Raw genomic sequence first — 26,136 nt, forward strand, 5'->3', positions numbered from 1 at the left:
GACCAACAAGCCGCACCTGCAATTTAGGAGCATCTTCATCCATGATTTGGTGTCCACCTATTTTTTGGTGGACACTTCATGCCTCAGAGCGCTGCGCCTCAAAAGGCGCACCGAAATTCGCGCTTACGTCCGGATATCCCTCACGGTCGTTCGTCTTGCTTGCTTCCGTCTCGGCATCGGCCCCTCTCAACGTTGTCGTGAGAAGCCTAATGATCAAAACGGCGCTGCTCGAACCAACCCTCAAACCGCCGCCGGAAACTGTCCGGGATTTAGCGGAATCACTGTCCGGGAATTACTGAAAACTGTGTCCGGAGATTACCGGAAATCCTGTCCGGACTTTGCCGAAACCCGCAGACCAGTCGCAAGAAGCTGTAGTTTGAACTGGCGGGAGGAGACGGACGCAGGCACAACAACTACAACGGGCGGATCATTGCCGCGCGACGATCAACGTGGAATTCTATCTCTATCGAGACATCTGTCGCCCCGCCGCCGTTAAGTGATCCGGCCTGGCAATTGCGGGGCGAACGTCAGGCCCGTCAACTCAGGACCTCAAGATGTCGAGATATCTTGCCCCACAAATCTGAGGACTGTAGCGCTCCATTGTTTCCTTGGCAGCGCTTGCCAGCCGTCGGCATTTTTCGTGGTCCTCCGCACATTCGCGAAGCGCTACCGCCGCGGAGTCGATATCGGGTTCAAACCACATTTGATCCTGGAAAAATGCATAGTCTCCGGGAAAAACAGGGATCTGCACGCCTTTAACGAGCCAGCTATTGCTATCGTCCATAAAATCGAGGTTACCGGAACAGCCGGAGGCGATGACAGGAATCCCCATCGCCATTGCCTCGGCCATAAGGCGGCCGAAGCCTTCTGCCCGGTGAAGGGACAAGACCGCGTCACAACATTGTAGCAGTTCATAGTATTCGAGACGATCCATGACCTTGTCTCGAATGAGGATCCGATCATCGATGACAGCCTTGCGCATGCATTCACGCCAGAGTGAATCGTCGAGCGTATTCATCGCCTTGACGATCAGCCGTGCCTTGCTGTGCGCCGCGGCAGGGAACGCCTTTTGAAACGCCTGGATTGCACCGAGTGGATTCTTGCGTGAGATGGAAGACGCGCCGTCGAAGCTGGTGAAAACAACGAAGCTGTCGTTTTCCAGGTCGAATTTCGAGCGTGGCACCACGCGGACATCGGGCACGAGCACCGGCAATGGCACCTTGATGACCGGCTTATCCGTCGCACCCCTAAAGGCACGTGCGGAATGTTCCGAGTGGCACCAGATTTCATCAACCAACTCCATCGCGATCTTTGCCGGTGGAGGAAATCGCTCCAGTTCCCATTGCCAGAAGCCGATCTTTCGACGTGCCGTGAAAGCACGGGGACCGACCTTGTTCAAAAGGGTCATCGTATCGAAGGCCGGCATGACGTAGATCATGACGTCGCCATCGAATGCGGCCATTCTGGCCTCGACAGAGGGTTCATCGATCGCCTGCCGCGCCATGATGGCCCATGGGGCTTTGACCACTGTCGGCTTGATCCCGACTTCATTTAGTGAAGCCCGGAGCAGACGAATATCCTCTCCAAGCCCGAATTCGCCCTTCGGGTAACCGACGAGTGAAATGTTGGGTGCAGGCGCTTCCGATGCGGGGGCTTCTCCAGACTTCGTGAATGTAATTGCTGCTGCGACATCGTGAATTGAAGCGGCAACCGTGTTGTCGGTTCCTGAGATCCGCCCCGCCGTTTTCCCGAAATATTCGCTTTGTCCACAATTGAACCACCAGTCCCAAAAGGCAGGAACGGCTTGTGGCTTGTTAAGATCGAATGCACTCTGGAGGTCTGGCCTGTTGCGATAGATGAGCGACATCAGAGGCGTAGGGGTATGGGAGAGCTTGCCGCCTGCGTCGCGCACATGGTTGAAGTGAATCGCGTTCATGAGGTCGTCCAGTGCGTGACTGCCGTTGGCCAGGACAGGTTCAAGCTGCGAGATGGCGCCGTAGCGGATGGCATCGTATGGGCTTGCCTCTGCATCGCCCTGCTGCAGTCCGCCGAGAAGGGCAGTGGCATGTTGGGCCGCAATCCAATCCGAGCTGCCGAGATATTCGTCCTTTCCGTCGGCAAACCACCACGACCACAATCCCGTCAGGCCACCAGCCGTATCGAGATCGAACGCGGCCTGGAGGTCGGGCCTGTTACGATAGATGAGCGACATCAGAGGGGTGGGGGTATGGGAGATCTTGCCGTCAGCATCGAGCAGATGGTCAAAGTGAATGGCATTGACGAGATTGCGTGGAGAGCAGTCGTCATTGGTCAGGATAGTCTTGATCTGCGATAAGAGGTCATATCGCATCCCGTCGAATGCGCTGACTATCGCACTATTCCCTGGCCGCAACCCGCTGAGAAACTCCGATATTTCCGCTCTCAGCAGCGATGGCATTCCTTCGAAATACTCTTTCGATCCAGAGGTAAGCCACCACTGCCAGTAGTGTATCAGGCCGTCATCGGTTTGGAGACTGAATGTTTGCCTGAGATCCGCTCTGTTGCGATGAACAAGCAACATTAATGGCGTAAGATGACCATCATCTCCATGGTGTACACGTAGAGATTTGCAATGAATCGAATCAAACGTTTGCCTGTCCGAATCACGGTCGATCAATCTCAACGACTTTATCTGCGATAAAGCCTCATAACGAAGAACATCCCATGTGTCGGCCTCATGTTCGAGGCTATCCAGCAGAAAAAAAGCCTGTTTCTGCTTAATCCAAACGGCTCCGCCGAGATACTCGTCATGCCCATGTGAGAGCCACCACGTCCAGAACGCAAATACGCCCTCATGCGTATTCAGGTCCATCGTCGCGCGCAGGTCAGCTCTGTTTCGGTAAATTATCCATTGCAACGGTGTCGGCGAGACAAATCCGTTGTGTAGAAATGCGAAATGGAGTCTGTCCACGAGATCGCTGACCGGACCGGTTTCGTCCAATATCCAGGTCTTTAAATAGACGAGCTGAAGGTAGCGAATTCCGTCGACGACGAGATCGGGAGCATTCTCGCCGTCATTCAGCGCCCCGCTGAGGACATTGACAATTTCCTGGGTTTGAAACCAGTCAAGGTCTCCGAAATACTCCGCTCGCCCGGATTGCAGCCACCAATTCCAGAAGGCCAGGATGCCCTCCTGTGTGCTGATATCGTGTAGATCCCGTATATCCTCACGATGGCGCTGAATGATCTGAAACAGCGGAGAGTTTGATGCGAAATTCTTATCTTCCGCTAGGATTGATAAATGAGTTTCAAAAAGAAAATGCGGATCTATGGCTGCGGACAGGCCCTCGAAGGTATGCCGCCCGTGGCGAAGCCACCAATATACCAATTTATCCAGCCCAATATCGGTCTCGATATCATATTGTAACTGAAAGGATGGCCCGCATGAGACCCAGGAGGAAATAACTCCCGTCGGCACGCAATAGCCAAAACAGACGCGTCGATAGCCTTGCCGCAGCAAATCGCCGATATGCGAAGGAGCCGATCGCAAAATAGGAGATTGAATTTCGGCAGTCATGATTATCCTGATATTGCTTGTCTGGTGGCCTACGCTAGACCGCTAGGTTCCGATCGAACTGGTATCCATATCAGATCTCGTCCTACGCGCGAAGCACCGATGACTGGCGGTCAAAGCGTGCCGCAATTTAGTAGTGCGTCAACTTCCGCGGCTTCTTCCGGGCGAGAGCCCAGTCGTCAAAATCGGTGATACCTTCAAACAGAACGTCTTTTTTCCAATGGTTGTCCAGAATAAGGGAATGAAGCGGTGCGAGCAACGACTTCGGATTGAAGGGCAGTTTCATATCCGACATCGCACTGTAAAAATCGCTCGCGAATTTCCTGGCTCCATCGATGACCTGCTCCACCGCCAGCAATAGATGGCTATCGCCATGCCGACGGGAGTCGGCCATCGATAGGACATCTCTTTCTGAAACCTGGAGAGATATTATGGAGTGATGGGGGGCCGAGAACAGAAACTCCACGACCACACGATTATTGTACATGGCCTTGATATCGCTCGAAAGGTAGTCCGGGCCGGCAAACATTGCTTTCATGTAGCTCTTCTTTTGACGAGCTAGGCATTCTTCGCTTTCTGTCAGAGCAAGATAATAGCCCGTCACGTCGAGCGGAAAACAGTCGGCAATGGCCGTCTCAAATGCCGATTGTGTCGTTCCGTTCCAGCCGACGTCAACGATGGCAACTTGGTCATTCGGACGTATGCCAATATTAACCAAAGTGGAAAACACGCCCCGGCTATTTTCCTGACATGTTCTTAGGATGTGCCAGCGCAATGCGATGAGAAGATCGTGAATCCTTGGCAGAATATCTGCCGTAATCGTGACATCGCCACCCAATCCAAGATCATCAAGCAACTTCTGTTCAGGTACGGGTACGTTTATTCTAGTGAACAGCTCCGCCGGGGTAAGGCCAAATGCGCCTGACGTCAGGAATGGCAGGAACGTGAGGAAATTATTCTCGTTTATCGATGCAAGCGTAAAGACGGTTCTGGAGCCCTTGAAATACGTAAAGGTGGCATCGATCGGATTCGGATCAAATTGACGTATCTGATCTATGATATATCCATCGCGCGCCATGAGAAGCATATGACTGACCCCATCTGCGACAGCCTCCTTCTTCAGCCATTCATAGAAGGCAATCGCCGCGGGTCCGGCATAATGATAGCCCAGTGCCTGATAAGTGCCAGAATGAATGTCCTCCAGATGCTTTTTCGATAGACCTCTCGCGACCGAATATTCCGTCGATTTTACTGTGGGCAGGACGGGCGGAACCCGGTCGTTTCGATAATGGAACACCTGCAGACCTTTTTCTGCTGCACGTTCCACGTCGGAGATCGGATTATCTCCAATATGAAGGATGCGACCCAGGGGGACGCCGGTTTCCTGCGCAATATAGCTGAAAAGCTCTCCTGTATCCCTCTTGGTGCAGTTCACTTCCGAGGAAACGAAAATATCGACTACCGGAATATCGAAGGCTCGCAAGACATCTGCGAAATAGCTTTTCGGAAGATACATATCCGATGTGATGATGACCTTTTTCCCAGAGGATATAAATTTTTCGAAGGCTGCTACGACTTCCGTATTCGGCAGAGCGACGAGAAGCTCCATCTCATATTCTAGCGACATGATCTGATCGGAGTTCATATCGTCATGAGAAAACTTCTCATAAATTCCGCGCATCGTAATTTCTTTTCGACCTTCGGAATGCATCTGCGCGAAGGCGTCGCTCTGTGCTTTTCGTCTGATCTCACGAAAACCCTCGATTCCCGCGCGCTGTCCCACGAGGTCGAAGACATCCTCAGGATCGATCACCGTTCTCACAAAGAGCGTGTCAAAGAAGTCGAAGGATATGATGTCTGCATTTTGCGCAGATGCGATCAAATGCGAGAGAACATCGGTATCGAGCATATTGCCACCAGCCTGAATTTTGTCGGTCATATCGCGTAATCGAAATTGATGCCGTTCGGGTGAAGGTTGGGATTATAAAATGGATCATGCCGGAAGTACTTAGGGTGCTTCACATAAAGCGCGCGCATCTCTCTCTTGAGGCGTAGCGTTTTTTCCACATCCTCGCGATCAAGTCCGCGGCTCACGGATTCATGATGATATAATACCGCCTTCTGGCACATGACATTGTAGAGCCCTGCTTCATGCAGCCTGAAGCATAAGTCGACGTCATTATAAGCGATGGGGAAATTTTCGTCGAAACCGCCCACGCGCTCGAATTTCGTCTTTTGTACCATTAAACAGGCGCCGGTTACCGCCAGCCAGTTATATTCAAGGAGATTCCGAACGAAGTAGCCGGGCATGTCGGGGGCGCTGCCCAGAAAGGCGTGTACGGGACCCTTTGCAAGATTCAGCACGCCGGAATGCTGTACGCGGTTACTGTTCGGATAAAGAAGCTTTGCACCAGCGGCTCCGATATGTGCCAATTGGGCGTAGCCGATCATACGCTCCAAGAAATCCGGAGTGATAACCTCCGTATCGTCATTCAGGAAGAGAAGAAAATCGCCGTCGGAATGTGAGGCGCCGATATTGCAAAGCGCCGAAAAGTTGAATGGTGTATGGCTTCTGACGACAACGGCGACCTTGCTCTCGGAAAGAACGCGTAGGTAGTCGACCGTCGTTTTGTCCACGGATCCGTTGTCAACGATGACGATCTGCTTATGAGGATAGGTAGCCTTTTCGACTAAAGAATTCACGCAGCGTTTCAGAACATTCACATTGTCGCGCGTTGGAATGATGATCGATACAAGGGGCTCGCCCCTTACGTGATAGTTGACCGAAAAATAGCCCGGCAAGGCATCCAAGGGCTCGACCGTCCCAGTCAAACCTCGCCGCTGTAGTGCGTCTTCCCTAACCCGGCGACTTGCATCCAGAACATACGGCTTTTCCGTCAGGGCGCCAGCTACCGAACCCGGAATGATACGCCAGTGATAAAGAACCTTGGGAATATGACGGATGTTTTGGGTTTTTTCCGTCAATCTCAGGATGAGATCCCAATCCTGACAACCATCATACTTGCTCCGCAAGCCACCGATATCCAGAAGGAGCTGGCGTCTGATGCACGATACATGGCACACGTACATAGTGCTCATCATGGTGTCCGGCGACCAATCCGGCTTGAAATGGGGCATGCTGAAGCGCCCATCGAGATCGATCTTGTCTTCGTCGCTGTAGATGTAATCCGCATCATATGCATCGACGCAGAGCGCCAGTTCGAAGAGACAATCCAGCGTCAGCTCGTCGTCATGATCGAGAAGAACGACATATTCGCCTGATGCCACCTCGATGCCGGCATTCGTCGCGCCGGCGATGCCACGATTTTCGCTCTGCCAATAAACTTTGATGCGCGGGTCCGTGAGTCGATCGAGCAAATCCTTTGCCTGCGGATTCGGACTGGCATCGTCAACGATGATGAGTTCCCAATGGGGGTACCACTGGCCGGTAACCGAGCCCAGCAGCTTTTGCATGAGTGGTTCGGGCGTATTGTATGAAGGGACGACGATGGAAAATGTCGGTTTCGTGGAAAGAGATGCAAGACGATGACCGATATCCGCAGGCTCTTGCGGAGGGATGAACACGTATTCGCGCTTATCCTCGGCGATCTTGTAGATCCCATTTTCGAGAGAGAGAGCCGCAAGCGATCTCTGCTGGTTGATCGCCTGGGACATATGCGGCCGGGACACAGGCAGATCGCCCAGATTATCGATCGTGGAAACGTAACCTAGGTAAACCGAACCGATCGTCAGCCTTCCAGGTTGGCAACTCGGGTCGAACCGCAATGCCTTCGCTCCTTTTTCCAGGAGGATTGCAGCTGCGTATCTGTCTTGCTGAGCGTAAAAACTCAGGGCGATACATTCTCGCTCATTGTAACCGCTGCCGCTATCGACATAAAGCGTGGGCTGCATCAACGACTGAATTCCGTCGGGAAAATCAATCATGAGCTCGTACATACCGGCAGACAACTCTCCACCCGGCCATTCCATTTGGAAATTGGGGTCGCCTCCAGTCATGTCATAGACGGAGATTTCTTCTGCGGAGCCCAGCAGGGTCAGATCGTTCCCAGCTCGAAGGTCCATCTTTCCAGGGACGAAGGAACTGAACACGAGAAATCCTTTCACTCAATTCTTTTGCAGCCGTCAGACCGCCAACAGCAGCGCTTTAGCAAGTGCATACCACGATCTAGGTTTTCCGGTCGAGCCAAAGCCAGCGTCGCATGACATAGTGGGGAACGCAGACACCCGAGCCTATTGGCGAACGGGTGCCCCAAGAGTCAACGCCCTACTTTCAATTTCAACAGCTCCAAGAGGTGCCTTGTCGGACCGGGTTGAAGATGACGGCTGCGCATCTCTTCCGTCAGTTGATTCCGGGTTCGAGTGTCCAGTGCAGTAGTGACTGCGGCCCGTATGGCTGTCGGATTGTTCGCCTCAACATAGATTTGCAATGATCCAAACATTTCCCTCGACCACGGATGATCGTTCAGAACCATTGGACTTCCCGCCAGCGCTGCTTCCAGAGATGAAAATCCGGGGGCATCATCGCCAAGCTCGAGGTAGACGGAGCAGCTCTGCATGGCCGAGCGAAGGATCTCCGACGCTGGCTGCATATACGGCAGGAAGCGGACGTAATCGCCTGCGGCGGCGCGGCATTGATCGTAATAGCGCTTGTCGGCATATCCGCCGACGAAAACCAGCGGAATATTGATACCCTGGAGCGCCTCGATCGTCTCGAGCTGCCGCTTGTGTTCAGCGATTTGCCCAACCCAGAGGATGTATCTGTCGAGGCCATAAGCGGATTGGAAGAGGCCCTCTTCGGCCGGCTTGCCGAAACCGGGCGCAATGCCCGGTGGCACGACGGCAATCTTGTCATTGGCGATGACAAAATTCTTTTGGCAGAGGTCTTTCTCGACATTCGTGCGTAAGATGACCAGATCGGCGAGGTCGAGGTGACGCTGAACGACGTCATTTGCCTTGTGCTGCTGATCAAAGAAATTGAAATTCGGAATCAAGACAATCGGCTTTCCCGCAGCTTTTATATCCTGCAGCAGACCTTCGCCGCCGCCGTGAGCGGAAAAATGAATGACCGCGTCATAGGCGCTTAGGCGCCTGGAGTTCGGCCCATAAAGGTCTGCGCGAACACCGACATCGTTGATATATTCCGCTAGCTGATGCAGTTCCGTTTCCCCGCCGCCAGGCGACAGGAATGCTTGGTGGTAGGTGGTTAGCAAGAGTCGCAAACGTTGATCCTTTAACGCTACGCTTACAGAGGTGACGCATCTGTTCCCGTGGAACTTACAGGTTTCCCTGCGCCGGCGCCAGTGTAGAAGACAACAGAAAATCGATCGGCAGGACGTCTTACGCTGAGCTTGACTGCAGGCGCCCACATCCTGGGAGATGGGGTTGATTGATAAATTGGAGACCTCGAACTACCGCTGAATTGGTGATCGGCGGCGCGGCCCGATGGCTATTGGCGGCTTGTAGGCGATATTGGCCATACCGATCTTCACCGTCGCCCTGCTGATGCCAATCGTGCGGATGAAGAGCTTCATCTGGTCCTTTTGCCTGGCGAAGACATGCTCGACGGCGGACCTGATCTTTGATCGTCGCCCGTTTGCCTGCGACGCCGTTTCCGGCATTGGCTTGCCCTTCGGCTTTCGTTGGTGGATGTCCGACTTCAGGCCATTGTCCTTCAGCCATTCCTCGTTGGTCTTCGAACGATCGGCACTGTCGGCCCAGACGGTCGAGGCGGTGTTGTCCTTGGCAACGATGTTCCTGAGTTGAGCGCCGTCATGGGCGGCCGCGCTCGTCACCGCCCATTACCGGATGAACCCATGCGCCCGGTCGATGCCGGCATGGTTCTTGTAACCGAACATCGGAATGGCGATGTCGTGCTGCTTGGTCGCAGCTGACCCTCAATGCGCTCTTAAATCCACTCTCAAGAGCGCAAAATCACGATTTCGCCAAAGCTCGCAAGGCGGTTCACGCCGGAGGGATACCATCGTCCAATGCAAGTTGCGCGACCGACGTACCTGGCTGCAAACAACTTTCGATCAAACGTGCCTTCGACAGTTGATCAAAGCTCCGCCGCCCGTCCCGACCTACGAGCTTCACACGAAGTTTCTCATCCTCGTTGGCCATAATATGGTGTCCACCTCGTTTCTGGTGCACATCTCATGCCCACATCATTTAACGCCAAAAGGTGCCGCAAAACGCGCGCTTACGGTGAAAGCGACAACGAGGCATTTTCTTCATATCAGCGCAAGCATTCGATCGAGTCGCGCTTCCCAGCTAAAATTTAGAAGCCTGGGGTCATGCAGTCCGATAGCCTCAGGTGGTGAGGCCAACAATTTTTCGGTGTTATAAATCCACTCCGTTGGATCGCTCGCTACGGCAACTTGATCCTTGATATCAACAAGCGCGTCTATGGCTGTAGAGATGATGGGTCTCCCTGCCGCCATATACTCATATAACTTCATCGGGAAAACGCCCGACATGTAACCTGTTGTTAGATTAGGAAGAACTGCAATATCTGTCCCACGCAAATAGTTCGGTAGAGTGTCATAGGACCGGTACCCAAAAAAATAAACGTTGGGTAGTTCTTTCAGGCGGCCAACAGCTGGACTCTTTTGGCCCTCTGGCTCGTCTCCGATGAAGATCCAATTCCAGCCGGGTCGAGCAATGGCGCATTGTTCAACGAGCGAGAAATCAAGCTTGTAGTCGGACAAAACCCCTGTGTAGCAAAGCTTCGGTCCACTAATTTTGGCCAACTCGGCAGGGATTGTTCCAGCATGCCTCGCCTGCGAAAAATGCTCGATATCGGCGACGTTGCGCTCGTAGACACTGCGCTCTCCAGCCACGGCCGCACAGTGAGACTGAAGATAAGGGCTTGTCGTAAAGACACGATCCGCTCTTTTGAGAAGCGTCACTTCCGCTTTTCGAAACGTATCGGCGTCCACGCCAGGAATGGCGGCAAGGTCATCGACGCAGTGGTAAATAGTAGACCGCACCGGCAAACCATACATGATGCCGTCAATATAGGGGTGATACGTCCATACAATAACATCATCATCATCGCGGTTGCGTTTCAGCCATTTGCGGATCGCCAAGCCAAGCAGCCATCGATTGAAAGCTCGGACAAACCTGCTCTTATGACCGAATGGAATCGTCAGCGGCGCATAGACCCAGAGCGTTTGGTCGACTTTCTTTGGGGGAATGAACGCTCTCTTCAGGCGGTCCCATATGCGGAACAGATCGCGCGCATTGGCTCTAGGGGCACGGATTCCGGGTGACTCGATATAGAGGACTTGATGACCTCGCTTGGCCAAGCGGTCGGCGACATGCTGCTTGTTCGTCCAGTAAGGTGCTGCCCAATCAGCTGTCGAAAACATGACGAATGTCATTCGTTTATCGCTACCGGTCACGGCAACGGTTCCTTCGACAGTATGTCGACGATCCGCGCCGCAGCATTGCCGTGTCCGTAAGGATTGGGTCTTCCAGCCAGCATTGTCTTGCGACCAGACCGCAACCAGGAACTGGCCAGGGAGACAATATCTTTCCGCGCGATTGGCACTAGGCGAGAGAAGCCGGCGCGTACCCCCTCTGGCCTCTCCGTCGTCCTGCGCAACACGATGACCGGCACACCGAATGAGGGAGCCTCTTCCTGCAAGCCTCCCGAATCCGTCATCACCAGCTCCGCAGACGAGAGACAAAATAGAATATCTGCATAGGGAACCGGATCCGCCAGCACGACATTCTCAATCTCATTCAGCCTTGGCATCACCAGTGCGCGGACATTTGGATTTAGATGCACGGGAAAAAAGAACGTGCGATCGGGGAAGCGGTTGGCCAGCGTGGCGATCGCGTCGACAATGACATTGAGGTCATGCGCAAAGCTTTCCCGGCGGTGGCACGTCACGAGCACGAACCGTCCTTGGCTTCGCGCTACCATATCCCTGACGGCGGGCGAGATATCACCGGTGGTCACTTTGCCTCGAAGCTCTTCCAGCGCATCGACGACGGTGTTGCCGGTAACGAAGATCTTTGATGGAGGGACGCCTTCTTTCCGCAATTGTCGTGCCGACCGTTCTGTCGGCGCAAAATGCAGGGTAGCCAACGACGTAACGAGCTTGCGGTTCATTTCCTCTGGAAATGGGTTGTAGCGTTCATAGGTCCGCAGGCCCGCTTCCACATGAGCAATTGGAATCTGTGCGTAATGTGCAGCCAATGACGCCGAAAGAACCGTCGTCGTATCCCCCTGCACAAGGACGACGTCCGGTCTTGCAGCTTGAAAGATCTTTTCGCATGCGCCGATCGCAGCTCCTGTCAACGAAGCAAGCGTTTGATCGGGCTGCATGATGTCTAAATCGACATCCACGGAAAGCCCGAAGCTGGTCAATGTTTGGCGCAACATCTCACGATGTTGTCCCGTTGAGACCACAGTACAGCGAAAAGCCTCCGGCCGCGCGTAGAGCGCCTTGATGACCGGCGCCATCTTAACTGCTTCGGGGCGCGTGCCTACGATGATCATGACATGACGCACACCGATTTCAGCCATCGACAAAATCCGCCAATGCCAGGGTGGCGCCGCGCCAACGGACAGAGAATGCCAGACCTAACGGGGTTCCAACCGCAGTAGCTTCCGTCAGTCCGAAGCCATTATTTGTTTCTCGCATCGTTAGGCGCATCTTGGCCGCGATCCAGTCTAAGGTATCCTCTTCATTGAGCCAAAGGATCGGACGACCCGCCATTTCCAATTCGATATGGTCGATAAACTCACGATGCCGCGACAGGCGATGTTCCTCAGACCCCCACCCGTAGTCATAGCGCGGCGAGAATGGATGATCGAGATAGCCGAACAGGTTTCCGGCAGCAACCGCCACCGTGAAAGCCTGCTTGTTGATCGCCAATGGATCCCCTTCCCTCAGAATACAATCACCATGCAACATGCACTGTTGGCTGTGCGTAACAATTCCCGACCCGTCACCCGGTATCGTTCCCCCCTTGGCCATCAGCATTTCCGGATCGTTGGCGATGATACCGCCAACGAAACCCTGCAGCCCCGCTCGCTTCAGCGCTTCTGGCACATAGGCGGGATTCTGATGGAAGGGCGATACGGCATAGCGCACGGTCAAGCCCGGCAGACGCTGCTCGAGCCAGTCTGAAGAGGTTCGCGCTTCAATCTCGCAGGCTTCTCCGGAGCCTCCCCAACGGGGTGCGTGCGTCACAGAGTGCGAGAGAACGGCACCGCCGGCGTCCAGAACCTCCTTCATCAGCGCGACGTGCTCGTCCTTATCTTCCTGAGCAGTCTTGATCGCCACCGAGAACGGCAGGCCGCGCGAACGGTAGAGTTCGAACAATGGCCGCGCCGACGCAATGTCTTCATCGCAATCCAGGCGCATCGTCACTGCCGCGTCATATCCATGCGGAATTTCCCCAATGACCGGAATGCACGGCCTGTCCTCGTGCCGCCAATCCGCGAGGAACGCCTCGATCACGGCCCATTCGGCGCTGTCGACCGGACCTACTGGACGATTCCACCAGAGGATGGACGCCGTCTCGTTCTCCAGCAAGGTGACGAACGGCAGAACTTCTGCAATATTGGGTGCAGAAGCGACTGCAAGCGTCGTTGCGCCGAGGGCTTCAATCGTCATGGCAATAGACCATGACCCGCCATCGGCCGTAATCCGTCCGTATCCTAGGTTGTTCCATTCGTCGGCATAGTCAAACCGCAAGAAAGGTCGTGACGAAAATGGTGATGCATTCGCCAGGGGATGCTTGTTCCAACTGACCTCCGCCGATGATCGCGTCGTCGTATAGATTGGCGTCGGCGGGCATGCCGCTGCATCGGCCCATCCGGAAGCCAAGGGGCCCGGCGCAGCCAGCCCAGCCAAGGACGCGACTTTGTCGGGCAAGTGACCAAATAGAAGAACCTTGGCGTTTGACCTAGAAGCCGCATCGACAAGGGGCGCTTGATCCACCCGGGGCGAGATGAAGACATAAACGTTGCCGTCCCCAATTGTCGGCACGGGATCGTCGGATGCCACCGTTACCAGACCCCGGGTTACCGACCGGCGGAATGCTTCTGCGACGATCTCGGTGGTGGAATCATCGGGTCTACCTGCAAATACGGTGATCATTGCCCCGATGCCTCTTCTGGTACGAAATGCCTGAATTTCTGGCGCCGGCCGACCAGCTTTAGGTCAGCTGGCGTGATGAACTCGACCTCGACATTGTCGGACCACCACGAGGCAATGCGTTCCCGGATTGCATTTGTGTCGGCGGTATCCTCTGGCACAAGCCGAAACACCGGTTTGCCATGGAGCATCTGAATCTGGAATTCGCGAATGCCACCGACGCGATCAAGCACGTCCTGGATAAAGTGGGTGGGTAGTGGCGTGCCACCCAGCATGATCACGTCGTGAACGCGGCCAACCATACGGGGAATGACAATACCATTCGGCTGCTGCGCTAGGATGGCGTTGTCGCCAGTGCGATAACGCAACAGCGGCATCATCCTGTTGAAAAGTGGAGTTATCACCAACTCACCACTGCGGGCACCTTCAGGGATATCCGCCAACCCTGTTTCCTCTTCCGTCCGTAACTCTGGCCATGCGAAAAACTCGTAAAATCGCATATCGGAACTCTTTGGATCGATCTGGTACGCGATCACGCCGGCTTCCGCCAAGCCATAGCGATCAATCACCTGGCATTGCAGCACTCTTTCGATGCGCTCTCGCTGCCGCGCCTCGAGCAACTCGCCGGAAGATTCGAAGATCCGGAAGCCTTTATCCTTGCCGCGGGTTGCCTCGACGTGGGCTGCTAGCTGATCGGCGGTAGATGGATGGGCATGCGCCAGATGTGGCCGTATCGACTTTATTCTGCGCCATATCTGTTCGAGTTCCTCGCTTGCGAATGTTGCGAAGAAGATGTTGTCGCGATTCATGGCAAAGCACTTCACATGCTCACGCATGCGGTCCCGCCACGGAAATACCTCCGGAAATTTCGAGGCAAAATGCAGCTCGCTACGCCAGTGCGTGTTCCCGACGCGACGGCGGCTTTCCTGGGTGATGGCCGAAGACCAGTCGGCCGCCTCCTGATCATAATAGATATGAGCGGACGGTCCAGTCGAGCCGCCGGTCTTGGCCACATGAATCCGCATGCCGTCCCGGTCCTCGCGCAGCAGCCTTTGACCCTGTTCGCGAATGATATCCTTCGTTAGGTATGGCAAATCCTCGATATATCGGGGGTCCGCAGCCACCTTGACCGGATCGAAGCCGATCGAACTGAACAGATCACGATAGTACGGCACCTTGGCGCCGGCAAAGACAACTGTTTCGGCAAGGCGCGCCACCGCACGCGCACGTCGCTCTGAAAACGGGCGGTCTATCTCTTCTCTGATCCACCTCGTTTTGCTGCGAATATCGCGAGCCTCATAGCGCTCGGTGAGGGGGTAGACGATGGTCGTTGCCAAGGCCCCGCGAATGCCGTTCCGAAGAGCGCTAAAAATCATTGTCTTTCAGCCTTTGAAATTCCGCGTGAAATGCGCTCTGGTAAGGTCAAATAGACTCGCCTGTCAACGCGCAGCCGCAAGCCTGCGATAGAGTTCCAGCAACGGCTCGACGGCGCGATTCCAGGTAAAATTCTTGTTTACATGTCGCTGCAGCTGCTCCGATGGCGGCGTTTCTGCTGCTCTTATTAACGCAACGGCAATTCCTTCTACATCGTCGCTGTCGACATACAGAGCATGATCTCCAAAATACTCGCGGGTGGAGCCTTCGCCGGTAACCACGAGCCGTGCACCTGCAGCCGATGCCTCCAAAGCAGCAAGGCCTGGCGTTTCCAACGTCGAAGGCAGACAGAAAACCTCGCAAGCAGCATATGCAGACCGCAGCAACGGACTATCGTGATTAAGGGCGCCCAAATGGCGGACATTCGGACCGGCTTCTGCGAGACAAGCCTTACCATATTCTGCGTCTCGGATATGACCAATGAGTATCAATGGCTTGCCGGATTGCTTTGCCGCGCGGATCAAAGCCAACTGGTTCTTGCGTGGCTCAATATTGCCGACATTGAGCACAAACGGCCCGTCAACCTCGAAGGCGGAGCGGAAAAGTCCAGGGTCAACCGGCTCTCCGAACCACGGATCGCAGGCATTGCGCACCGTGTGGAAGCGTTCGCGCGATAGACCGAGTATAGTCGAGATACGGTCGCTTTCTACATCGCCATTGGCAACGATCGCATCAGCCAAGGAAAGCTGCGCGGCGATTTCGGCGATTGGGTAGAGGTGCATGGTTTCTTCCGTTAGCCAGAGGCTGGCGGAAATGACGAGAGGAATACCCCGCGCCTTCGCGTAGTTGCACAGATGTACGGAGCCGCCCATACACGAGAAAAAATGGAATACGTCCGCCTTGTCGAGGCCGCCACGCCAGGGATCGTACCGCACCACATCCGCGCCGGCGTTGAGCAGATATTGTTCATATTTCAGCAGCTGGATTTCGCCACCGCCCGGCGTTTCAAATGCCCAAGGATAAGTGGCATAGACGATCTGCATCAGGCCGCTCCCAAACCTTCAATAGCTGCCAGGATGAGCCTACCGTCAGCCTTTATCCGCAGTTCCTCAAGGCGTTTCTTCCTCAAGGAGGCGTGGCCAGCGTGGTCGCCATTTATAAGAAAAGCCGCGATCGTCGCGGCGGCCGCAGCCCTGTCATCTTCCGGAATTAGCAATGCCGCAGACCCCAATACTTCCAATATTGCGGGGACGGGAGTGACGAACATCGGTTTATCAAAGGCCAGCGCATCGAGGGCGGGCACGCAAAACCCTTCGTGAGACGAGTGCGCGATGCAGGCCGTCGTCATTTCATAGAGCGCCTTCAATTGGCGATCCGATATCCCATGATGGAATGTGACAGGCACGCCGTGAGTTTCCGCGATTGTCTTTGCGAGCGCCTTGACAAGATCGACGTAGGGGCCGTTTGTGGGACCACCGACGATATCGAGTGCAATCGGCATCTTCAGCGCCGCTAGCTCTCCGGCGATATCGACAATGTCGAGGACGCCCTTATGTGCAACGATGCGCCCGACGTAGAGGATATTTCGCTTATCCGACGCAGCTCCGAGATCTTCGGCGTGAACAGCATTCCACCGGTCCGCGCCGATGAGCGGCGGGCAGATGACGATCCGGTCCTTATGATGCGTCAAAGCATCCGCATCAAACGCCTCGAGCAGACACTTCGCCGTCGCTTCCGAATTGACCATGATGACATCGAACTTAGCGAGAAGTGGACGCTGCTGGAGGCCCATCCGGCAATTTTCGATTGTTCGCTCGTCCGCACGATCAATCAGATCAGGCGGTGTGATATTGTGAAAATAGACAATCTTAGGATTCGGTAGAGCAATAATATCCTCAAGTGCAGGATCGAAGATCGAATGATTGAAAAAGATGACATCCTGCGGTTGGACCGTCGTCCAGAATGCCGAGCGGCTTTCAACAGGGTGAGGCTCTTGAACGTCTGTATGTTCAGCCCAAAGCCGAACATCGTGCCCTGCTTTCTCCGCTAGAATGGCGATCTGCCGCGCGAAGCTGCCGACAGCATCGTTTAAAACGATATCCCGGGCATGAATATGCACTGTGCTCAATGCTGTTCTTTCTGTATTATGGGTCAGCTAAACGCGGTTGCAGGCGTTTCCGCACCATCAATGTTCTGCACCCGCACGACAGCTTCATCGGATTTGATATGCCCCTGCTCCAGCCGCACGATGCGTGTGCAAACACGTTCAAGCATCTTCATGTTGTGCGATGCAATGATGAGGATCTTCGAACGGGAAACCAAATCCTCCATGCGCCGCTCGGCCTTCTTGGAAAAGGTTTCATCAACGACGCTCAGCCATTCATCCAGAAGAAGGATCTCCGGTGAGAACGCCGTCGAGACTGAGAAAAGTACGCGCATCAGCATGCCCGAAGAGAACGTGCGCAAGGGCATGCGGCGCATTTTGTCCTCTAGGTCCGTAAACTCCCAGATCGAATCCACAAGCTCTTTCGTTGGTTTGATACCATCCACGCGGAGCAAGAGCCTGATGTTGTCCTCGGCAGAAATTTCCATATTGGCGCCGATCGCGAGCCCGAGCAAAGGCGTCATCTGACCGGTGACGGAGATGTTGCCGCCGGATATTGGAAAAATACCCGCGATTGTCCGCAACAGCGTCGTCTTGCCGGAACCGTTTGGTCCGTACAGCCCGATGCGTTCCCCAGCTTTAACCTCAAAGTCGATCTCGTGAAGGGCGCGAATGACTGTTGTTTTCTCCGCAGATCCGCCCGCGGCGGACAACAAAAGCCTCTTCAAAGACTTGTCGTTCAGATCGTAGATCGGATAGTCAAGCGTGACTTTCTTAAGCGTGATCGTAGCCATTGTTCAGATCCAGAAAGCCGCGTTGCGCAGGCGCGTTAGCGCAAACCAGCTCAGCAGGGCAAGAATTGCGAGGAGTCCCAGCGAGACGATAAAACTATCCCAAGGCATGGCGTCGTTCAACAATGGCTCTCGCCAGATCGCAAGCAAATGCACCACGGGGTTATAGTGCAGCAGATAGTCGCGACCCGCGACCACATGCGGTTTCCACATGATCGGTGAGGCAAGGAAGGCCAAGTTCATAAATGACTCCACCAGTGGCTGCACGTCTCGATAGCGCGTGGCAAGCGTTCCCGCCACGAGCGATAGGCAGAGCGTCACCGCCATGAAGATGATCAGCCCTGGAATAGCCATGACGAGACCGAGGAACGTAGCCCCTCCCAGAAAGATGAAAAGAATAATCGGAACGAGGATGTTATGGGCGAGAAACAGTAGATGCCGGAAAAAGCACTGGACATAGAAGACATAGGCAGGCAGCCCCCGATCCTTGATGAATCCACCCGCACCCAGCAGCGTCGTCGTCGCATTGTTGGTCGCGCCGGACAAAAAGTTCCACATAACGAAACTAACTGCAAAATACGGCAGGAAGTCGGGAACGGAGACGTTCGATATAGCGCTAAAGACAAAGCCAATGCAGCCAGCGAAAATTGCCGTCTGTAGCGTGATCCAAAAAGGTCCGATCACCGATCGGGCATAGCGGTGCCGCACATCGTACCAAGCCAGGAAATAGGCCAATTTGATGTTGTTATACACCCCAGGTGGCGATTTCTGTATCCGCAAGGACTCAGTCGGTTCAGACCACGACGGATTCAACGGGCTCGTCGCCTGTGTCTCAACTAACATATTAATAATCCTCTTCTCGAGATCAAAAGCGTCCGGTCATCTATCCCACAAGCTCCAACTAATAAGCAAATGGGAGCAAAAGAAGGCCTAGGCTTTTCTGCCTTGATGCAGCAGCGATCACCCCCCGGTCACCGCCAACCGCTGCAGGCAGTGGGCTAAAGAGTCGCGCCAGTGCGGAGCTTCAATTTCCAGCACGCTAGCGATCCGATTGCAATCAAAACGTGAATTGGCTGGCCGTCTCGCCGGCGTGGGATATTCGGCAGTCGAGATTGCCATCACCCGGTCAGGCACTGGCCATCCCTGCGCTGCCGCTTCGGCGAAAATTGCCTCGGCAAACCCGTGCCATGTCGTATATCCCCGACCGGCGAAATGGAACGTCCCCGCGACGTTGCGCGAGCGAGCCTTTGCTATCTCAACAATCTTCAAGCAGGCTGAGGCAATATCGCCCGCATAGGTAGGATTGCCATGCTGATCGGCGACTACGCGCAGTTCCTTGCGCTCCCCGCCGAGGCGAAGCATGGTCTTGACGAAGTTGCTTCCGCTCTCGTGAAAAACCCAGGCGGTGCGCAGGATGGTGGTTGCCGAATAGACCTCACGCACTCGCTTCTCGCCTTCAGCCTTGCTCAGACCATAGGTGCTGATTGGCGATATCGCATCGTCTTCGGTGTAGGGTGTCGTTTTATCGCCCGAAAAGACGTAATCTGTGGAGATATGCACAAAGGGGACATCGAGCTCCCTTGCGGCCTGTGCGATGATCGCTGGGGCATCCGCGTTCAGACGCATCGCCGAGGCAGCGTCGCTCTCCGCTTTATCCACAGCGGTATAAGCCGCAGCGTTTACAATGGCTGACGCTCCTGACTTCATGATTGCTGTATATGTTTGGTCGATATCCGAAAGATCGAGCTCGCCCCGACCCCAGGCAACCCATTCGAGGCCGCGTTCCTCGGCCAATTCCGCAAGGGCTGTTGCAACCTGTCCATTCTTACCCAAGATTAAGAGTGTCATTTGGCTTTTGCCTTATAGAGGGCCTCGGCAGCCTCCTTGTGAGGCCGCCACCACCACTCGTTGGAAAGATACCACAAGATGGTGGCATGCAGACCGTGGTCGAAATCATATTTCGCTTTCCAGCCGAGTTCGGTTTCGATCTTCGTTGCATCTATCGCATAGCGATGATCGTGACCGAGGCGGTCGGTTACGTAGGTGATAAGGCTCTCATATCCTCCTTGCGGCGCAGGAGGCCCCAACTCGTCCAACAGGGAGCAAATGGTGCGAACGACATCGACGTTGCGGCGCTCGTTGCGCCCACCGATATTGTATTTTTCACCAAGCCGTCCCTTCGTCGCCACAAGCCACAGAGCGGAAGCATGATCGTCCACGTGCAACCAGTCACGGACATTGTTTCCGGCGCCGTATACCGGTAACGAGCCATGCTCCAGCGCAGTTGTAATCATGCGCGGGATGAGTTTTTCCGGAAATTGGAACGGACCATAATTGTTTGAACAATTCGAAATAACAATCGGCAGGTCGTAGGTGTGATGCCAGGCATTGACCAAATGGTCCGATGCAGCCTTCGATGCAGAATAAGGCGAGTTTGGCGAATAGGGCGTCGTTTCCGAGAAAAGTCCCTCGTCGCCCAAAGTACCATACACCTCGTCTGTCGAGACATGCAGGAAACGAAATTCTCTCTGCTCGGCCGCTGGGAGTGCCGACCAATAGCTGCGAACGGCTTCCAAAAGCCGGAAGGTGCCGACGATATTGGTCTCGATGAACGGCGCCGCCCCATCGATAGAGCGATCGACGTGAGACTCCGCCGCGAGATGCAGAATGACCGACGGGCGGTGACGGTGCAGGATTTCACCCACCAGCTCGCTGTTACCGATGTCACCTTGTATGGTCGAGAAGCGCGGACTGGATTTGATGGAGTCGAGCGAGCGAAGATCACCAGCGTACGTCAACAGATCCAGATTGACGACATCGTAGTCTGTTTCGCCAATGAGATATCGACAGACTGCTGATCCTATAAAGCCCGCTCCACCAGTGACCATTGCTGTTTTGCGCATGAAAGCTCTCCGCACTACCTTGTACTCAAGGGAGTGTCCCTATATCGGATCTTTATCGACGTCAAAGCTGCTAGCGTGATCGCCATCTCCAGGAAAGGAAAAAAATGAACTTCAAGGCTATTCCTCAGGCTATCCCCGATGTCCTGCTATTGAAACATAGGGAATTCGGAGACGATCGCGGCTCCTTTACTGAGACGTTTCGCGCCTCCGCGTTCCAGGAACTTGGATTGCCGCAATTTGTGCAGGATAATCAATCACGGTCCTCAAAAGGAGTCGTCCGCGGCCTGCACTTCCAAGTCAATCCTCACGCCGTGGGAAAATTGGTCCGCTGCGTTCACGGGCGGATATTCGACGTTGCCGTAGATCTGCGGCTGGGATCGCCGACCTATGGTAAATGGGCGGGTACGGAGCTTGCCGGCACAGACAACCACATGTTTTACGTTCCAGAGGGCTTCGCACATGGCTTCATGGCGCTGGAGGATGATACCCTCGTTTCCTACCGGCAGACGGGATACTGGGATGCCGCGTCCGAGCGATCGCTCCTATGGAATGATCCTGACGTCGCGATAGATTGGCCCCAACTTGCCGTGTTGCTTTCGCCAAAGGATGCTACCGCCACGCGCTTTGCTGACGTTGAACACAATTTCCGCTACTAGACGGCAGACCAGTCCAATTCCGCGTATAGAAACTATCGCGGAATTAGGCTTAGCAGGTACTTTCCATAGCCGCTCGACACAAGTGGATGAGCCAGTTGTGCGAGCTGCTCGTCATCGATGAAGCCCATGCGCCAGGCGATTTCCTCAATGCACGCGATCTTCTGGCCCTGGCGCTTTTCGATCGTGTGTACGAATTGGCTTGATTCAAGAAGACTATCATGGGTCCCGGTGTCGAACCATGCGTTCCCGCGACCGAGTTTCTCGACGAATAGCTTTCCGCTCTGCAGATAGACGTCGTTGACTGTTGTGATCTCAAGCTCGCCGCGGGAAGAGGGCTTGATGCCTTTCGATATCTCGATGACGTCATTGTCGTAGAAATAAAGCCCGGTAACGGCGAAGTGACTTCTCGGATTCTTAGGCTTTTCGACGATGGAGATTGGGGTTGTCTTATCTTCGGCAAACTCGACGATCCCGTAACGCTCCGGGTCGCTTACCGAATAGGCAAAAACGGTCGCACCGGAATCGCGCTCGCTCGCTTGCCGCACGCTCGTGCCAACGCCGGTGCCGTAGAAGATATTATCTCCAAGCGCGAGGGCCGCGCACGCACCGCCGATAAAGCGCTCTCCAATGATGAAAGCCTCGGCAAGACCGCGTGCTTCCGCTTGTATCGCATACTCGAAACGCATACCCAGCGTTTCGCCGGATCCCAGCAATTCCTGATAGAGGGGCAACGCACTTGGTGTTGAGATGATCAACACCTCTGTGATTCCGGCGATCATTAGCGTACTAAGCGGATAGTAGATCATCGGCTTGTCATATACTGGCAGCAACTGCTTGCTGATTGGGATCGTCGCTGGGTAAAGCCGTGTTCCCTTGCCGCCGGCGAGGATGATGCCTTTGTATTTCGGCTGAAGCATTTACGTTAACCACTTTTCGGCCTCAAGGCCGCGGAGAATTCAGTTATAGCAAACCCGCATAGATCAACTTGCAAATCTTTTCAACATCTATGGGCCGACGATATCCTGCCGGCGGGGAAAGTTGGAAACTTGCCATTCAGTTACCAAGAGTGTAACTGGGTTCGCTTCAAATGCGGCTACCAGCAGCAGTTTTATTTGGATCGTTCAACGCAAACGCTGGAGCAAGATCGATAGCTATGAGCGTTCTCCGAGTTTTGGTCGCTAACCGTCCTTCGAACGTCGCCTCTTCCTATGTGTCTCGATCAATATCGGCTCGACTATTGGAACCGTTGCACTATCTGCGCGATGCGGGAACAGCGGATTTTTTAGTCGATTTTCCGAGCGAACTTCGAAAGAGATACACGCCTGACTGGGTATTTTTCAATAAGGCAATTGACAGCGATTCCCTTGAGTACGCGATTGAAGCCAAGATGCAGGGCGCTCGCATTCTATACGATGTTGATGATCATGTGCTTGCCTATCCGGCTTATAGCGGCGCAAAGCCCACACAGGCGAATATCGATATTATCCTCAGATTTCTTTCACTTAGCGATATCGTAAGCGTTGCAAATCCTCGACTCTTAAAAATCTACAAGCCTCTCTGCTCAAATATTCAACTTCTGCCGAACGGGATATATACCGAGAGATATGCATCGACACCTCCCGCGGTACGCGAAGACAGTAAGCTCCGTATCGGCATGGTCAACGCGGATTTTTTGAAGATCGTAAATTTCAAACACGAATGGCTCCAAGCAATCGATGCTGTCAGGGATAGGTATCCTGATATCGAGTTCACGTACTATGGAGATTTTCCACCAGATGAACTGGGACTACACGACTGGCAATGGCTTGGAAGTGTTGATTTCGAGACCTATCGTCGCTCGCTCTTTAAAGGTATCTTTGATATCGGCCTGGTTCCCTTGGGGGGGAAGGAGGATGAGGGAAGTTACGAGTTCAATCTTTGTAAAAATCCCTTCAAGTTTATTGAATTCGGGGCTGCCGGAATTGCAGGTGTTTATTCAAGAGTGCCGGTTTACGAAACCGTAATAGATGACGGTGTCCACGGGCGTCTGGTTGAGAACCAGCGTGATGCATGGATAAACGCCATCGCGAGGTTCGTCGATAATCCTGACGCGCGGCGGGAGCTGGTTGAAAATGCGGCTTTGCGAGTGGAAGGCGCACTCCATATCAAGTATGCGGCTTCAGCCTTAGCTTTGATGCTGCGATAGAGTGACGGAAAAACTCAGAAGCTCGCCTTTTTCAATAACATGCTCCCGTCTACCAAACAAATATCGAGCTCTACAATCGCGCAGTTTCGCAATTTGAACATTGGGAATCGGCTTAGTTCAATATCGAACAATTTGTGCAATATGATGTTGATTGGCCCGAGGTGAGTAAAAAGTAATACTTTTTGATCGTGCCTGGGCATCACTTCCGAGCTGATGAAACTCAGGACACGCTGTCCCATTTCGAAATGGCTTTCTCCGTCAGGATACGCCCTTTCAAGATCGAGAGGATTGAAAAAGCTCGGAAATTCTGCGTCAAATTCTGACCGTGGCCGCCCGCCCCAGGTTCCGCCATTCGTTTCCTTTAAGAGGCTCGTAAGTAACATTGCATCAAAGCCGGCCAGTCGCGCCGTCTGAATTGCGCGCTCGGTGTTACTTACATAAACCGTATCGAATATACCAAACGGCTTTAGTGAATCCGACAACGCAATGGCTTGTCTTTCACCCTCCTCGCTAAGCACATCCGCGTCCGTGCCGGTGAGCGAGCCAGCGATGTTGCCTTTCGATTCCGCGTGCCTGACCAGCACAAGCTTCAATGCAGCCATAACCACAATTTTCTTCAAGTGCCAATTTTTTCGGTAGCCGATCGACTTGTATCGCGCCTTCCGTATCATTATGGTTCCCCTTTAGGAAGTATTTTTGCTGTGAATCTTTGACGTGAGCCACCTGCTATCAGTAATCATGCCAGCCTGGAATCGTGCCAGTGTGATAACTCGCGCGCTCAGTTCACTTGTCGAGCAGGATATCGGCCAACTAGAGTTATGTTTGGTAGATGATGGAAGCACCGATGGCACCGGAGACGTAGCGAAAGCATTTTTATCAAGCTTTGCCAAAAAGGTACAGTTACGATACAAGAAAACTACGCATGGCGGCGTTAGTGCGGCTCGAAATGTGGGTCTGCAAATGTCTACTGGCGAGCTTATCGCATATCTGGACAGTGACAATACGTGGAAGCCGAACTTTGCGTCGACAGTCGTAAAAGCATTTTCCGACAATAGCGAGCAGAAGACGGCTTATTCTAGGCTTCTTTTTCTTGACGAAGTCGAACAACCGTCGGCGACCCTCTTCTTTCCTTTTGAAAGGAAGTCTATTCTATATCAAAACTTCATTGATATGAATGTCTTCGTCCATCGTCGAGAGTGCGTTGAAAGATATGGTGTCTTCGATACCAAGCTTGCGAGGCTCGTCGACTGGGATCTTATTCTCCGATACACCAAAGACACGGCACCGATGGTAGTGGCGGAGACGCTGTGCGAATACTATGTTGGCAGGCCCGGATCAGGTCGCATCTCCAACATTGAAGACATGAAACGTGCGATGCACCAGATTATCTCGAAAAACCTTGCCGAAATTGCTCAGCTCGACTTGCATAAGCTGATCCTATCCGGCCACCCCCACAGGCATGCCACTCTCGTGCAGCCAGCGTGGGATCGCTACTATCGGGAAATATTGCTCAGCTTGATGCTAGACCATTCGCTCGCTATTAACTAAGGCTCCCAACGGCCATTTGGTGAACGAGCACGACAGAGCATTCAGCAAGCTTTGCATTTTGATGAACGGGCAATTTAGTTAGATGGCGAGACGAAGCATGACGATGACCTGTAATATCTGCGGCTCAGCCAACTGGGGCGATATGAATGGTCGCATCGCGGTGAAATGCGAATCTTGCGGGTCGTTAGAAAGGGCTCGCGCAATTAAGCTCATTATCGACAAATTGCGCATACCTTCGGCAACAAGCAAGATACTTCATCTGGCACCTGAAATTGGACTTCTGAATTATCTTTCGAGCGTATCGCCTGAGGGATATGAGGCGGTGGATTATAATCCTGACAATTTCCCGTCTAAGAAAGTCCGTCGGTTCAATATTATTACGGACAGTTCAAACCTCGTCGAAAACAACTACGATTTGATCATACATTCACATGTAGCAGAGCATATACCTTGTACGCTCGCATACATGTTCTTTCACCTGTCGAGGTCACTTAAGCCAGACGGATATCACATTTTCTGTCTACCCCTAATCGCCGGCCACTATGAGGAAGATTTCGGTCCGTTGACCGAAGAGGAGGCTTTGAGGCGCTTTGGTCAGGGTGACCATGTTCGACGTTTTGGTATCGACGATCTTGACCGCCACCTGGGGTTGATAATGAGGCTAGAACCGCAGTACTCGCTTTCTAAGTATGCTAGTGAAGCGGAAATGGACTCCTGTAACATACCACCTTCAGAGCGATCGGGGTTTAATGGTAGCACGATTTTTGTTGCCCGAAAGACGGACTACCTCCTTCAGTGACGCCGATGCCACCAATGTTTCTTGGCTGTCGCATGGAGACCTGACCCGGGATTGATGGATATTTTCATTGAGAGTTCCATCTGACAC

General features: G+C 53.7%; 22 protein-coding genes. 5 read left to right on the forward strand and 17 right to left on the reverse strand.

Annotated elements, in window-relative coordinates:
• A partial coding sequence (locus HGP16_RS33845; protein ID WP_205927597.1) for a hypothetical protein occupies window positions 1-496 on the forward strand: 496 nt, incomplete at its 5' end.
• 45 nt (window positions 497-541) lie between these two features.
• On the opposite strand, the gene HGP16_RS32610 is transcribed toward HGP16_RS33845, so the two are convergent.
• The 15 genes from HGP16_RS32610 to rfbB form a co-directional block, all read right to left on the reverse strand.
• On the reverse strand, window positions 542-3,556 hold the full coding sequence (locus HGP16_RS32610) for a glycosyltransferase family 4 protein (protein WP_168844077.1): 3,015 nt from the start codon (window positions 3,554-3,556) through the stop codon (window positions 542-544).
• A gap of 127 nt (window positions 3,557-3,683) precedes the next feature.
• On the reverse strand, window positions 3,684-5,492 hold the full coding sequence (locus HGP16_RS32615; protein ID WP_168844078.1) for an HAD family hydrolase: 1,809 nt from the start codon (window positions 5,490-5,492) through the stop codon (window positions 3,684-3,686).
• Window positions 5,489-7,678: a glycosyltransferase family 2 protein gene (locus tag HGP16_RS32620; protein ID WP_312867357.1), complete on the reverse strand. Its 2,190-nt coding sequence runs from the start codon at window positions 7,676-7,678 to the stop codon at window positions 5,489-5,491. The genes HGP16_RS32615 and HGP16_RS32620 overlap by 4 nt, the downstream gene beginning before the upstream one ends.
• A 152-nt stretch (window positions 7,679-7,830) precedes the next feature.
• The gene (locus HGP16_RS32625) at window positions 7,831-8,940 is read right to left on the reverse strand and encodes a glycosyltransferase family 4 protein (RefSeq protein ID WP_312867358.1); all 1,110 of its coding nucleotides are present in this window, start codon (window positions 8,938-8,940) and stop codon (window positions 7,831-7,833) included.
• A gap of 42 nt (window positions 8,941-8,982) precedes the next feature.
• Complete coding sequence (locus tag HGP16_RS32630; protein ID WP_409526880.1) at window positions 8,983-9,366, reverse strand: transposase; 384 nt, start codon at window positions 9,364-9,366, stop codon at window positions 8,983-8,985.
• Between the two features lie 438 nt (window positions 9,367-9,804).
• Complete coding sequence (locus HGP16_RS32635; protein WP_312867359.1) at window positions 9,805-10,977, reverse strand: glycosyltransferase; 1,173 nt, start codon at window positions 10,975-10,977, stop codon at window positions 9,805-9,807.
• Window positions 10,974-12,110 (reverse strand): non-hydrolyzing UDP-N-acetylglucosamine 2-epimerase, encoded by a 1,137-nt coding sequence (wecB, locus tag HGP16_RS32640; RefSeq protein ID WP_205927598.1) that lies wholly within the window; start codon window positions 12,108-12,110, stop codon window positions 10,974-10,976. The genes HGP16_RS32635 and wecB overlap by 4 nt, the downstream gene beginning before the upstream one ends.
• Window positions 12,103-13,692: a hypothetical protein gene (locus HGP16_RS32645; RefSeq protein WP_168844079.1), complete on the reverse strand. Its 1,590-nt coding sequence runs from the start codon at window positions 13,690-13,692 to the stop codon at window positions 12,103-12,105. The genes wecB and HGP16_RS32645 overlap by 8 nt, the downstream gene beginning before the upstream one ends.
• Window positions 13,689-15,065, reverse strand: coding sequence for a phenylacetate--CoA ligase family protein (locus HGP16_RS32650; RefSeq protein WP_168844080.1), 1,377 nt, complete (start codon window positions 15,063-15,065; stop codon window positions 13,689-13,691). The genes HGP16_RS32645 and HGP16_RS32650 overlap by 4 nt, the downstream gene beginning before the upstream one ends.
• 63 nt (window positions 15,066-15,128) lie before the next feature.
• The gene (locus HGP16_RS32655) at window positions 15,129-16,106 is read right to left on the reverse strand and encodes a glycosyltransferase (protein ID WP_168844081.1); all 978 of its coding nucleotides are present in this window, start codon (window positions 16,104-16,106) and stop codon (window positions 15,129-15,131) included.
• A complete protein-coding gene (locus HGP16_RS32660; RefSeq protein ID WP_312867360.1) occupies window positions 16,106-17,182 on the reverse strand; it encodes a glycosyltransferase in 1,077 nt (358 codons plus the stop codon). Before HGP16_RS32660 ends, HGP16_RS32655 begins: the two co-directional genes overlap by 1 nt.
• A gap of 32 nt (window positions 17,183-17,214) precedes the next feature.
• A complete protein-coding gene (locus HGP16_RS32665; RefSeq protein ID WP_168844082.1) occupies window positions 17,215-17,961 on the reverse strand; it encodes an ABC transporter ATP-binding protein in 747 nt (248 codons plus the stop codon).
• A gap of 3 nt (window positions 17,962-17,964) precedes the next feature.
• Window positions 17,965-18,801 (reverse strand): ABC transporter permease, encoded by an 837-nt coding sequence (locus HGP16_RS32670; RefSeq protein ID WP_112420631.1) that lies wholly within the window; start codon window positions 18,799-18,801, stop codon window positions 17,965-17,967.
• Between the two features lie 117 nt (window positions 18,802-18,918).
• Window positions 18,919-19,806: a dTDP-4-dehydrorhamnose reductase gene (gene rfbD, locus HGP16_RS32675; RefSeq protein WP_168844083.1), complete on the reverse strand. Its 888-nt coding sequence runs from the start codon at window positions 19,804-19,806 to the stop codon at window positions 18,919-18,921.
• Window positions 19,803-20,861: a dTDP-glucose 4,6-dehydratase gene (gene rfbB, locus HGP16_RS32680; RefSeq protein WP_168844084.1), complete on the reverse strand. Its 1,059-nt coding sequence runs from the start codon at window positions 20,859-20,861 to the stop codon at window positions 19,803-19,805. The genes rfbD and rfbB overlap by 4 nt, the downstream gene beginning before the upstream one ends.
• Before the next feature lie 104 nt (window positions 20,862-20,965).
• On the opposite strand from rfbB, the gene rfbC reads away from it, so the two are divergent.
• Entirely contained in the window at window positions 20,966-21,517 is a 552-nt protein-coding gene (rfbC, locus tag HGP16_RS32685; RefSeq protein WP_168844085.1) for a dTDP-4-dehydrorhamnose 3,5-epimerase, read from the forward strand.
• A 32-nt stretch (window positions 21,518-21,549) separates the two neighbouring features.
• On the opposite strand, the gene rfbA is transcribed toward rfbC, so the two are convergent.
• Complete coding sequence (rfbA, locus tag HGP16_RS32690) at window positions 21,550-22,434, reverse strand: glucose-1-phosphate thymidylyltransferase RfbA (protein ID WP_112414021.1); 885 nt, start codon at window positions 22,432-22,434, stop codon at window positions 21,550-21,552.
• 329 nt (window positions 22,435-22,763) lie between these two features.
• Here rfbA and HGP16_RS32695 point away from each other — a divergent pair, with 329 nt between their 5' ends.
• The gene (locus tag HGP16_RS32695; protein ID WP_168844086.1) at window positions 22,764-23,702 is read left to right on the forward strand and encodes a glycosyltransferase; all 939 of its coding nucleotides are present in this window, start codon (window positions 22,764-22,766) and stop codon (window positions 23,700-23,702) included.
• Window positions 23,703-23,716: 14 nt separating this feature from the next.
• On the opposite strand, the gene HGP16_RS32700 is transcribed toward HGP16_RS32695, so the two are convergent.
• Window positions 23,717-24,373, reverse strand: coding sequence for a histidine phosphatase family protein (locus HGP16_RS32700; RefSeq protein ID WP_168844087.1), 657 nt, complete (start codon window positions 24,371-24,373; stop codon window positions 23,717-23,719).
• A 43-nt stretch (window positions 24,374-24,416) separates the two neighbouring features.
• Here HGP16_RS32700 and HGP16_RS32705 point away from each other — a divergent pair, with 43 nt between their 5' ends.
• Window positions 24,417-25,250 carry a glycosyltransferase family A protein gene (locus tag HGP16_RS32705; RefSeq protein WP_168844088.1) on the forward strand — a complete coding sequence of 278 codons (834 nt, stop codon included), beginning with the start codon at window positions 24,417-24,419 and terminating at the stop codon, window positions 25,248-25,250.
• Between the two features lie 97 nt (window positions 25,251-25,347).
• Window positions 25,348-26,049, forward strand: coding sequence for a class I SAM-dependent methyltransferase (locus HGP16_RS32710; protein WP_168844089.1), 702 nt, complete (start codon window positions 25,348-25,350; stop codon window positions 26,047-26,049).
• Window positions 26,050-26,136: the final 87 nt, after the last annotated feature.

Source organism: Rhizobium sp. P40RR-XXII (assembly GCF_012641405.1).
Taxonomy (GTDB): domain Bacteria; phylum Pseudomonadota; class Alphaproteobacteria; order Rhizobiales; family Rhizobiaceae; genus Rhizobium.